At 66.9% G+C, this 11,652-nt stretch carries 9 protein-coding genes and 1 tRNA gene; 1 reads left to right on the top strand and 9 read right to left on the bottom strand.

From position 1 onward, the window contains the following. The first annotated feature begins 71 nt into the window (after nt 1–71). Nucleotides 72–148, top strand: a tRNA-Met gene (locus MU516_RS16090). A 182-nt stretch (nt 149–330) separates the two neighbouring features. Here MU516_RS16090 and MU516_RS16085 read toward each other — a convergent pair. From MU516_RS16085 to MU516_RS16045, 9 genes are all read right to left on the bottom strand, one after another. After that, nucleotides 331–540 (bottom strand): phage head-tail joining protein, encoded by a 210-nt coding sequence (locus MU516_RS16085; protein WP_260278291.1) that lies wholly within the window; start codon nt 538–540, stop codon nt 331–333. A 2-nt stretch (nt 541–542) separates the two neighbouring features. Beyond that, nucleotides 543–2,354, bottom strand: coding sequence for a prohead protease/major capsid protein fusion protein (locus tag MU516_RS16080; RefSeq protein ID WP_260278290.1), 1,812 nt, complete (start codon nt 2,352–2,354; stop codon nt 543–545). Further along, a complete protein-coding gene (locus tag MU516_RS16075; RefSeq protein ID WP_260278289.1) occupies nt 2,347–3,759 on the bottom strand; it encodes a phage portal protein in 1,413 nt (470 codons plus the stop codon). Before MU516_RS16075 ends, MU516_RS16080 begins: the two co-directional genes overlap by 8 nt. Before the next feature lie 199 nt (nt 3,760–3,958). Next, nucleotides 3,959–4,696, bottom strand: coding sequence for a DUF3800 domain-containing protein (locus MU516_RS16070; protein WP_260278288.1), 738 nt, complete (start codon nt 4,694–4,696; stop codon nt 3,959–3,961). 11 nt (nt 4,697–4,707) lie between these two features. Further along, entirely contained in the window at nt 4,708–7,341 is a 2,634-nt protein-coding gene (locus MU516_RS16065; RefSeq protein WP_260278287.1) for a DEAD/DEAH box helicase, read from the bottom strand. A gap of 11 nt (nt 7,342–7,352) precedes the next feature. Further along, nucleotides 7,353–8,900 (bottom strand): site-specific DNA-methyltransferase, encoded by a 1,548-nt coding sequence (locus MU516_RS16060; protein ID WP_260278286.1) that lies wholly within the window; start codon nt 8,898–8,900, stop codon nt 7,353–7,355. Between the two features lie 3 nt (nt 8,901–8,903). Continuing rightward, nucleotides 8,904–9,092, bottom strand: a complete 189-nt coding sequence (locus tag MU516_RS16055) for a type II toxin-antitoxin system Phd/YefM family antitoxin (RefSeq protein ID WP_011910684.1) — start codon at nt 9,090–9,092, stop codon at nt 8,904–8,906. 60 nt (nt 9,093–9,152) lie between these two features. After that, nucleotides 9,153–10,961 (bottom strand): phage terminase large subunit family protein, encoded by a 1,809-nt coding sequence (locus MU516_RS16050; RefSeq protein ID WP_260278285.1) that lies wholly within the window; start codon nt 10,959–10,961, stop codon nt 9,153–9,155. Next, entirely contained in the window at nt 10,951–11,463 is a 513-nt protein-coding gene (locus MU516_RS16045; protein ID WP_260278284.1) for a hypothetical protein, read from the bottom strand. Before MU516_RS16045 ends, MU516_RS16050 begins: the two co-directional genes overlap by 11 nt. Between the last annotated feature and the right edge of the window lie 189 nt (nt 11,464–11,652).

The following is an 11,652-nucleotide window of genomic DNA, read 5'->3' as shown; positions in this document are numbered from 1 at the left end:
CAGACCTGGAAAGAAACGGAAACTCTCTGAAACGATGACAAAAGCACCGCAGATCACCGCGATGCAATTGGCGCGGGGTAGAGCAGCCCGGTAGCTCGTCAGGCTCATAACCTGAAGGTCGCAGGTTCAAATCCTGCCCCCGCAACCAAACTTTCCTGCAAGATATCAAACGCTTAGGCCGCCCTCGGGGCGGCTTTTTCGTGCCGCATCCTGTTCCAAGCCCGTCCCGACCGCTCCCCAAAGATTCCAAAGGCTTACGATCAGTCCCGATTCCTCCGTGCAACACGGATGCGACACGGGATGGCACCGATGTTCCGCAGATGTTCTGGCTTACAGTCCCTTCGACGACGCGATGCGGACGACCGAGATGCGGTCGGTCGCCCCTGCGATCTGCCGGTTGAGGTCCGCGAGCGCGGCGGCCATCTCGCCGTCGCTCGCGTAGGTGACGCGCTTGCCGTCGTATTCGACGGTGCGGACGCCCCGGTAGCGTGCGGCCATCAGGGCGTCCCGCCAGGCGGTGAGTTGGGCGAGGTCGGCCATGCTCACGCGCCCGCATTCATGAACCAGCCGCGGTGGTCGATGAAGCCCGCGCCGAAGTCCAAGATCACCCGGATCTCCACGCCATCGACATCCCAGCCAGAGCGGCTCTCGACCTGCGGGCCTTCCGCGCCCGAGAGATAGGCGAACTCCAGCCCGTCGATCTCGCCGGGGTCGGCGGTGACGTACCAGCGCGTGGCCGAGGACAGGCGTGGCTCGACCACAAGAGAGAGCGAGCCCGAGAACGGGTTCACGTCGGCCGCCGTCGCGGGCGCGATGCTCGCCAGCCACTTCTCGGCAGTGGTCTCCAGCGCGGGCGGCACCAGCAGGTTGCGGGGCGTCACGCGGATCGTGCGATCCTCGATGCCCTTCTGGGTGCGCAGCGCCAGCCGGGCGGCCGAGAGCGTGGCGTCCGAGATCACCGCGCCAGTGCCCGCCTTGTTGCCATGGTCGGCATGGAACAACGTCTTGCCGTCCGACATCGTGGGTCCGTTCCCGCTGCCCGCCTCGAGGAGGGTCACGAGGATCCGCGCCTCCGTCTCGGCCGCGGCCTGGCCCATGCGGCGGGCGAGGTCCGCGAAGGTGCCGAGATCGTCGTTGACCAGCACCTGCCGGGTGACTCCGATCTTCCGCGCCCAGGTCTCGACCTTGTAGGCCTCGCGCGCCTCGGCCATCGTGCCGGCCTTGATCTCGCCGTGCTCGTTCAGTTTCTCCAGCAGCGGCGCCTCGCCCAGCATGATCTTGTTCACCGCGCGAAAGTCCCGCGCCGTCGTCTGGCGGCCGAGGCGGCGGACGCCAGAGGGCGCGGCCTGATAGGCGTCGCGCAGCACGCGGCCAACCGTGTCCCCGAGGATGATCGGGAAGTCGGAGGTGGTGTGCAGGGCCCGCGTCACGAGACTCGCGGGCGACAGCGCCATGGTGGACTCGCCGCGCAGCGTTAACAGTTCCTTCGCCATGTCCACGGGCGTGGAATAGGCGTAGCGCCGGGCGGGCTCGCTCAGATCGTGACGCGGGTTGATCCGGGCATAGAGCGCCTCGCCCATCTGCCGGGCGCGCAGGGCCGGGTCGTCCTGGCTCTCGCCCATCTCGACGCGAACCTGTTCGGTGCGGATCGACGGCGCGCTGCGGCTTGCGAGCGCCTCGAAGGCCGCACGGCGGGCGGTGTCGGGATCTGCGCCTTCGTCGATCTGCCCGTCGATCCAGGACTGGTCCAGCCCGGCGATGCGGGCGATGGATCGGATCTCGGCGTTCGCCTCGGCGCGGGTCTCGGTAGACGGCGCCTCGGGCGAGGCCGGGGTGGTGGTCGTAGCTGTCATCTCTGTCTCCATGCGAATATGGGCGCCGGGGTCGGCGGGCGTCGGCACCAGGGAAATCTCGTGGGGCGTCCAGCGGACGGCGGTCAGCACGCGCGCGCCGTTCTCGGCGGTCTCGGCCCAGTCCTCGACGGAATAGCCGACCGAGACGTGGCGCAGGATGCCCGCCAGCACGTCCTGCCAGACCGGCTCCACCTCGGGCCGGGCCGAAAACTGGATCAGCGCCGTGCCGCGCTTGCCGTCTACGGCAGCGCTGCGGACGGAGCCGAGCACGTCGCGGACGGCGGTCTGGCGATGTGCATCGAGCACGCTGGCGCCTTCGAGGCGCGACAGGTCGACGGCCTCGGGCGCGAGGCTGAGCCGCTCGATGTACTGGCCCGCCATGTCGCGGCGGCGCACCGGTGCGCCGGTGGACCAGACCACCTCGACGGTGCGGGCTTCCGGATCGACCGTCGCGGGCGCGAGCGTCGCGCGGCGGGTGAGCAGTTCCACGGTGTCAGCCATCGGCGGCCTCCTTCTGCTGGGGCGACGCCATCTGGCCGAAGGCGAGCCCCAGCCCCTCCGCGCGCTCACGGTCGGCGGCGATCTCGGCGTCCACCTGCTCGGCGTCGTAGCCGCGCTCGGAGATCGCCTGGGACCGGCTCTTGAGCCCCGCGCCGATCGCCATGATCTCAGCCTGCACGTCCTTCATCGGATCGACGTAGTCGAACTTCGGCGGCAGCCATTCGCAGCCGAGGTAGGCCTCCGGGTTCCTGTCGAAGTCGCGCGCGGGCAGATCGCCGGTCAGCACCGCGAGGCGCACGAACCGCTCCCAGACCGGGCGGCAGAACAGATGCACCACCACGTTGTGCTGCAGCTGCTCGACGCGGCGGCGAAACTCGATCAGCCCGGCCCGTATCGAGGAATAGGTGACGCCCTCCAGGTCGCCCGAGACCAGCTCGTAGGGCAGACCGAGCCCCGCCGCGACGGCGCGGAGGTGGTTCTTCACGAAGGGCGCATAGGCGTCGTGCTCCGTCGGGTTCGAGAAGCGGATGTCGGTGCCGGGCGGCAGTGGGATCAGACTGCCGGGCTCCATGCCGACGGTCAGCGCGCCGCCGGTGTTGGTGCCAGAGAGCCCGCCCGCCGTGCCTTCGGGATCTGTGATGAAGCCGGTGAAGAGCGCCGCCACCTTGGCCTTCACCAGCGCGGCATCCTCGAACTGGTCGAGCTCGTGCAACCGCAGCAGCACCGGCGCGAGCCAGGTGATCCCGCGCAGCTGGCCCGCGGCGAGCGGCTTGAACAGGTGCAGGCAATCGGCGGCGGGGACGCGGAGCGGGTCCATGCGGAGAGACCCCAGCGGATCGCCCGGGCGGGAGGACAAGACCCGGTAGGCGACCCGGCGACCGAAGGCATCGAACTCGATGCCCGCGCGGATCCGCGCCCCGCCGCCGATCTCGCGGTGCAGGTCCATGGGAACCTGTTCGCGATCCAGAAGCTCGAGGTGGAGGGGGATGCTGGCGGCGTCGCTGGCCACCCGCAGCCGGGCGAAGCTCTCGCCGCTCTCGACCATCGCGCGCACGGCCATGGCCTGCAGCCCGTAGAAGTCGGCCAGTCCGTCCGGGGCGGCGTGATCGGTCCAGCGCAGCCAGAGCGCCTGCAGCCGCTCACGCACCGCGCGGTCTGGATGGGTGGATTGCGGTTTGATCCCGGCGCCGACGACATTGCCGACGAGGCTCTCGACCGCCGCCGCGACCCACGGGTTGTTGCGCGCATACCACCCGGCCCGCCGCGCCGCCGTGGTCGCGCCCGCCAGGATCGCCGCGTTCAGCCCGTCGACCGTCCGCGCCCCCTCCCAACGCCGCCCGCCACCCGCGGCGTCGAAGCCGCGAGCGCGCGCGAGGTCGAGGAGGCGATGGAGGAATGTCCGCATGGGCGCGAGTCTCGCGCCAGCGGATCGATTAAGCTATTGGTAATGTTTTGCAAAATCCGGTATCCGGCGGCGTGGACCGGGATGGCCGTCGCCCGGAATCCTTGACCTGGCCCTCGGCACATGCCATATATGCATCATCGGACTGGGGGTTGTTCCCGGTCGGCGACTGGCTCTGGGGTCTCCCGGGGCCTTTTGCTTTTCAGGGGAATACCTTCAGTCCCCACCCTCTCACCGCACCGGCCGGGCTGCGCCGCAGCTTCGGTTCGATGATCTCCCAGGCGCGGTTCGGCTGCGCAGGGTCGAGAACGTGTCGACCGATGGGGCGCGCCGTCAGGTCTGCGAGCTGCAGCCCGGCCGAATTGGTTTTCTTGTCGGCGAAGATGATTTCGAAACCCGGCATCTCGCCCACGTAGTTCGCGCCGTCGCGGATGCGGCGGAAGGCGAGCTCCAGCTCGTCGTCCTCCCGCTTGCCGCGACGCTCCACGACGATGTGCGTGGTCATATTGTGTTGCCCGCGATCCCGCAGGAATGCATGGGCCCGCTCCATGCAGAACGTCAGCGCCATCTCGTAGGGGTTGCCGGGCGCGGCGTATCGCTGGGTCAGCCGCTCCTTGTGGATTGCGGCGGCCACGATGGTGAAGTCCGCCTGCTCGATGAGCCGGTTCAGCCCGTCCATGAAGGCATCGCGCTTGTCGCGGCTTTTCAGGAACACGAAGGGCGGCTTCTGCTTCCGGATCTCGTGCTCGTGCAGGACGACGATGTCGTGGCCGAAATGGGCGAACTTGAACGCCTGCACCTGCGGGGCGACGACGTTGGCGTAGCTGTCCTTCCGGAAGATGCAGAAATCCAGCACGAACACGGGATAATCCCGGTCGATGGCGGTCAGGGTGTGGTCGCCGCTCTCGTCGACGTAGATCACGTAGTCGCTGTAGGTCATGAGGCGATTCGTCAGCTAACGTTGACCTTTCCGATCATCTGAGCCCGCATGTCCCTGCCGTCGATGGTCTTCTCGACCACGACGAACAAGCCCTTTCCGCCGCTCTTCAACTCCCAGAGTTGTCCGATTGTCCGCTTCTCGTCCGTGTCTGCACCCTCGGCCGTCAATCCGCCCTTGTACTCCACGACGAGCAGTCGGCCGTCCTCCAACTGAGCCACGAAATCCGGATAGAACTTGTCCGTGGCCGTCGGCAACCAGAACGAGTTGGGGTGGCGTGCCACGTTGCGGATCCAGAACTTCAGGCCCGGCAAACTGTCGATGGCTTGCGCGCATTGGAATTCTTCACCGTTCTCGGCCCCGTCGAAAGCAGGTACATGGTCCGGCCCAAGGAAATGCTTGCGAGGTTTCCAGCGCCCACGATACCGGCGCTGATCCCAGTACATCCCGTCCTTGAACGAAAAAGCCTGGTCGAAGGACACGTCGACGTTGGCCTCCGGGGCGAAAAGATACCGCTGGTAGACGCCATCGCGTTCCTGCTGACGGATGGCGGCGAGCTTCTCGCGGACCTTGCGGGCGAGCATGAACTTGCACCGCATCAGCGCCGCAATGTGCATGCCGCGTGTGGCGATCAGGTGGCCGACCAGGTCGCGCAGCCAGCGGAGCAGTTCGCTCTGATGGATGTCCGGCTGCCGCACCTGCCGGTCGAGCCAGAGCACCAGCGCCTCCGGTGTCCACCCTTCGACATCGACGTCGAGCGCCAGTTGTTCTTCTTCGTCCGCGAACTGGTAGGTGATGCGGTTGCCGTCGAGGTCGATCTCGAAGCTGCGCGCCGTCTCGCGGATCGCGAACTCGCCTTCGCCCAGTTTCGACGAGTGGTCGAGCAGCGACCAGTCGTGAAACTCCATGAACACGTCAGTGTCGGCGAACTCGAACTCGCCCTGGATCTCGGAGACCAGGCGGGGGACCTCGAACGCCTCGCCCTGTTCTGCAGGCGATAGCTGGTCCTTCACCTCGACGCGATACTTGGTGACGGCCGCCGAGAACCCCGTTCGTTCGGTCTCGGGGAGAGCCTCGACGATCGCCTTTTCGAGGCCGCCGTCAACACGCCCCGTCACGGCGATCTCGACCTTCCCATCGTCGGTTTCGCGAACGCTCACCCCTTCGCGCTTCTTCAGTTCGGCAACCACCTCGGGCGTCGCCGTCACCGTGTGCTTGAAGGTCGGCTTCGGCTTGTCGCGCGGGCCGAACAGGCCGGTATCGGCATCGAGCGAGGTCTGCGCCGGTTCGATGTTGTCGAGCGCCTCATCCTCCTCGAAACCCATGGCCACCAGCTTGTCGGCCAGCGACCGAGCCGCCTCGCCGAACGACGGTTCCGACAGGAACGCGTAGGCGCGGTTCAGATCCTCGGCCTTGCGGCGTTTGGCATAAGGCATCCGCAGGACGCGTCCCAGCAACTGCTCGACGTCCACCGCGCTCTGGATCCGCGAGACCGAGCAGAACGCATAGGCGAAGGAACAATCCCAGCCCTCCTTCAGCGCCTCCACGGTGATGACGTATTCGATCGGGCATTTCGGATCGAACAGGTTGATGCCATCCAGTTCGCGCTGATCGCCTGTGGCCACGGCGATCTTGTGCTCGGGGATCTGCTCGACCTCGATCAGGTGCTTCTTCAGCACCTCGACCGTCACCTCCTGGTTCTTCGGCTGCGCCTGGAACAGGACGATCGGCCGGATGTAGTCGGTGTCCTTGTCAGCCTCCTCTGCCAGCGACGCCCGCGACGCGATCGCCCCGTTCACGGCGTTCTGCCAGGTGTCGTGCTCGGACAGCATGATCGGCAGCTTGATCATCTCCTCGAGCTTCAGCTCCTGCGCCGTCACGCTGTGCAGGATGTTCGAGTTGAGCCGCGGCGTCGCAGTGAACTCGATGATCGCGGACGGATTGACGCGTGCCTGCATTTCGCGCGTCAGGCCGGTGACCGCGTTGTGCGCTTCGTCCACGATCATCAACGGCCGGTGGATATGCATCAGATTGGCGAAGGAGAATTTCACGCCGCCGCCCTCCAGCTTTTCCAGCCCCGGCAGGCTTTTGGGCAGCGCCGTGAAGTGCGGCTCCATGTTCTCGTTGTGGGAATAGACCTTCCGGCCCTCGGTGTTCGACACGCGCAGGGTCTGGATCGTGCCGACGACGATGCAGCAATGGTCGCGGATGTCGTGCGGGCGGATGTGGGTGAAATCGGCGATGTCGAACACGCGAACCCGGCCGTCGAAGGCCTCGTCCAGCGCCTGCCGATAGGGGTGGCGGGCGTTCTTCAGCGCCTCGGCCGTCTGAAGTCGGATCGTATTCGACGGCACCAGCCACAGGACCATCGGATAGTCCTTCTCCACCCAGGCGTCGCGCGCAATGCCGATGGAGTGGGCGCCGAGGATCGTCTTGCCGCCCCCGGTGGGCAGGCGCAGGCAGACATAGGGAACGGCCGGCAGCTCGGCGAGCGGCGTGTAGGTGCCGCCGTACCGGCCGAGCCGCTTGGCCTGATCCGGTTCCCTGGTGATCGCCTCGTACGCGCCCTTCGGGCCCGCCACGCGCGCCTCTTCGAAGAAGCGGCGGAGAACGGAGAGAGTATCGGTCTGGTATTGCTTCAGTTTCATCAGATGCCCCCTCAGGCCCGCGCTTTGACGTCGTAGGGCGTCTGCTTGAAGGTGATGCGCTCGCGATCGAGCGTCGCGGGCGTCAGGCGGGATTGTTCGCCATAGACGGTCAGCGGGCCGTCGAAGCCCGGCGCCAGCTTGGCGATATCCGCACGGATCAGGGCGAGGGTCGCGCGGGTCAGCACGTTGCCGCCGCCCGGCCTCTTGTCGCCAAGGATGCCGTTGTAGAGCAGCGCATGGGCGCGGCCGTCCTCGATACCGAGCAGCGGACTGTCGCCACTGCCGTCCCAAGGTCGGTCGGTCTCCGAGAACCAGACATGCGCGGCCAGCACCGGGAAGCGGATGTCCTGCCGGATGTGGCCGCCCTCGTCGAAGACGGGCGGGCCGAGCCGGTAGAAGCGGAAACCGCCGCCGCCCTGCCAATCCACGGCCTTCGAGATTCCACCCTGTTCGCCCTCGATGACCTTGTTCAGGCGCGGCGCACAGTGGGTATGGGCGTGGTCCCCCAGTTCGATGCCGATGTAGCGTCGTCCCATTTTGTGCGCCACGGCGGCTGTCGTGCCTGAGCCGAGGAATGAGTCGAGCACCAAATCGCCCGGGTTTGTGGCAATGTGCACGATGCGCTGGATCAATCGCTCGGGCTTCGGGGTATCAAAAACCGTCGAGCCGAAAAGCTTCACGGTCTCTTTCTTCGCCTCGTCGTTCGTGCCCACGTCAGCCGCCAGCCAAAGGGTATTCGGGGTCAGACCGGCTTTGGCCTCGGACAAGAACTTCTTTTCTCGCGGCGCATTATTTCCCGTTGCACCAAACCAAATCCGGTTGTTTGCGATTTTTTCCTGCATCACAGGCCAAGTGTAAAGCCAACAGCGCCCGGCTGGGAGGGTGTGAACCTTTCCATTTGGCGCCGTGAAATCGTAGAACTGGCTCGGAGTTCCATGTCCTCCCTGTGCGTTTACCGATACTGATTGCCATGGGCCCCGAGGGTCATTGTCAGGATTCTTGTAGCGGCCCCTTACCGTGTCGGAGAGTTCAAGATCATTCCGCACGGCCCCGAACTTTGCGGGCTCTCGACAGTAGATCACAACTCGTTCGCAATCCTCCGAGAACACTTTGCGGTTTTCCCGGGTTGTTCGTTGCTGCCATGTGCAGGACGTGACGAAGTTCCGCCGCCCGAACACCTCGTCCATGATGACCTTCAGGTAATGCCCCTCGTTGTCGTCGATGGACACCCAGATCGAGCCATCCTCGGCCAGAAGATCGCGGAGCAGTTCCAGACGGGGCCACATCATGGCCAGCCACTGCGTGTGCTCGAGGTTGTCGTCGTAGTGCTCGAAGGCGGAGCGTGTGTTGTAGGGCGGGTCGATATAGATGCATTTCACCCGGCCGGCATAGAAGGGCAGCAGGGCCTTCAGCGCTTCCAGGTTGTCGCCCTGGATCAGCATGTTGCCCGCGCCACCGTCGCCAGCCGACAAATCCGGGACTTCCTCCAGCAGGCGATAGGGCACGCGCTGCGCCGTGCGGATGTCCTCGTCCCGTGTCAGCCAGTTCAGTATCGGCATGCGCTACCGCTCGTCCTCTCGTTTCTTGCCGGAGGGTTCCACGGTCCGTCCGGTCAGCCGCTGGTACTCCTCGACCGCAAGGACGACGACCACCGGACGGCCATGCTTTTCGACGACCACCGGCTCGGCCCGCGCCTCGTCGATCAACTGGCCGAAGTGATGCTTGGCCTCACGGGCAGACACGGCCTTCATGGGCCCCTCCCTGATTTGTGGTCAGAATGGTCACAATAGGTCCTCATGGTCAATCCTCGATCACCCCATCCACGCCGACCGGATCACCCTCGCAGCATCCGCATCCGTCCGCGTCGGCGAGGCCGCAACCCCCTCCACCTCCTCGTTCAGCCTGAGACCCATGCTGATGAGGCCGTGCAGGGCGGCGTGGGCGTAGACGAAGGTGTCGAGCGCCTCGTTGCGCTCGCCGTCGCGCTTGGGTTGCCAGGAGCGGATCGGGCGTCCGCGCTCGAAGCGGGTGACGACGCGCTCGGCGGTCAGCTGGCGGAAGTAGTCGGCGTCGAGACGGCGGGGGAAATGGATGGCGCCGGGGCCGGGCTCGGTGAGGCGCAGGCGGGCGTAAACGGCGTCCTTCACCGCGTCCACGCCGACGATGAAGAGCGGAATCCTGCCCTTGTTGGTCCGCGTCGGGCGGCGCGGCCAGACGGGGATGCCGGGCCCGCCGCGGCCCTTGATCGCCCAGATGCGGCGGGCGAGGCGGGTGCGGCAGAACTCGTAGGCCATCTTGGTGTGGTGGCCGCCGGTGTCGATGGCGGCGGCGCGTACGGGCAGGTCGAGCCCCGCAGGATGCGGGAAGGTCGCTTGCAGCACCATGTCGAGATCGGACCAGAGTCGCGGCCCGGAGGGGTCGCCCCAGAGCACGCGGTAGTCGATGACCCACGCCTCCTCGTCGCGGCCCCAGCCGAGGATCTGCACTTCGATGCGGTCGCCCTGAACGTCGACGCCCGCGGTGAGCACCGCGACGGAGGCGGGCAGCGCCTCGCCCCATTCTTCGCGCCGGGCCATCAGCGGGTCGGCAGGAACGGTGTCGCCCGCCTGATCCTCCCACGACTCGCCCAGCTTGGTGTTGACCCAGACCTGCAGGCGCGCGGGGTCCTTGCGGACGCGGCCATGTTCGGCGGCGATCTCGGCCCATGTCTCCCATGGCGAATAGAGTGCGGAGAGGTGGAATCCAGCTGTGCGGCCGTCGCCCTCGGCCGTCGCTCGCCATTCCCCGGCCGCCAGCAGGCGGGGCTTCTCGTGCTCGTGGTGGATGCCGCCGCAGGCCCCGCAAACCAGATGCGCCTGGTCGCGCCGCCTCTCAGGCCAGTGGATGCGCGCCCAGGTGATCGGCGCCATGTCGCCGCAGTGCTGACAAGGCACATGGAAATACCGCTGGTCGCTGTCGAGATAGGCCGCCTCGATGCGGGAGTGGCCCTTCAAGGTGGGCGTCGAGACCATGTAGATCTTGCGCCGCCCCCGGAAGGTCGCGGTGCGCTGGATGGCAAGATCGACCGGATCGCCCTCGCCATCGGCGTCGCCGGGATAGCCGTCCACCTCGTCGAGGAACAAGTAGCGGACGGGCGTGGAGCGAAGCCCCACCGCGCTGTTCGCCCCGGTCATCACCAGCTGGCCGCCGGGGAAGGACTTGCGGAACAGGCTGTTCCCGGCGTCGCGCGAGCGGGGCGCGGCGACCAGTTCGCGGAGCGCAGGTGTGGCCTCGATCAGCGGGTCGATGCGAACGGTGGTGTTCCGCCGCACCATGTCGAGGGAGGGCATGACCAGCATGGCGATGCCGGGGGCATTCTGGATGATATAGCCGAGCCAGTTCAGCCCGGCCTCGGAGCCGCCGGTCTGTGCACCCTTCATCAGTACGACGCGCTCCCAGGGACTGGAGGTGGACAGCGCATCCATCACGTCGCGCAGGTAGGGCGTGCGATCCGTGCGCCAGCGGCCCGGTTCGGCCGATGTCGGCGGCAGGATGCGATGCCGGTCGGCCCAGTCCGAGACCGGGATCGGTGGTTCCGGGCGGATGCCGCGCCGCCACGCGAGGTCGATGTCAGGCACCATCACCGAAGCTCCCCAGCGGCAGGTCGGCCAGCTGTTCGAGATGTTCGCGCATCATCCGGTCGAGGGCGGCGAAGGTGGCGCGCGGATCGGCCCCAAGCTCGGCCGCCAGCAGCGGAGCGGTGCGCTGCACCCATGCCATGTGCGCGTCGCGTTCGGCACGCGCGCGGGCGAACACGGTGCGCGTGGCGGCGGCGGTTTCCACCAGCAGGCCCTGCTCCTTCTCGAACGCCAGCTTCGCACGCTGGACTTTCACGATCTCATGCAGCCGCTTGGCCTCGGCGAGTGTGGTCGAGACGCGGGTAGGGGCGCTGGTGGCACCACCCTTGTTGCGGCGGGCCGGGTCAAGGTTGTCCTCGATCCAGGCGAGGCCCACCGCCACGTCGATCTGCCCGTCCGCGCGCACCGGCAGCCCCTCGGCCACCAGCTGCGAGATGCGGCCCTTGGTCAGCCCGACGCGGGCGGCGAAGGCGGTCTTGGTCTCGGCGCTGTCGAGTTTAGTCATTTCCGCCCCCTGACGCTGGCGGGCCAATGCGCTGCGCGTCCCCACATACGGATCGGCGCAGGAGGAACCGCCCGGCGGCCCGCGATCCGGTGGTCCCGGCCGCTAACGACGGTTCTAAAGTTGTCACGGGGCGAGCCCGGCCGTCCCGCCGGTTGACGATCTGTCTGGTGGGGATGGTGGAGATTGGTG

Origin of the sequence: Paracoccus maritimus, assembly GCF_025195095.1 — a bacterium.
GTDB lineage: Bacteria > Pseudomonadota > Alphaproteobacteria > Rhodobacterales > Rhodobacteraceae > Paracoccus > Paracoccus maritimus.
The sequence above is the reverse complement of the archived record's forward strand: the minus strand, read 5'-3'. Positions and strand labels throughout refer to the sequence as shown.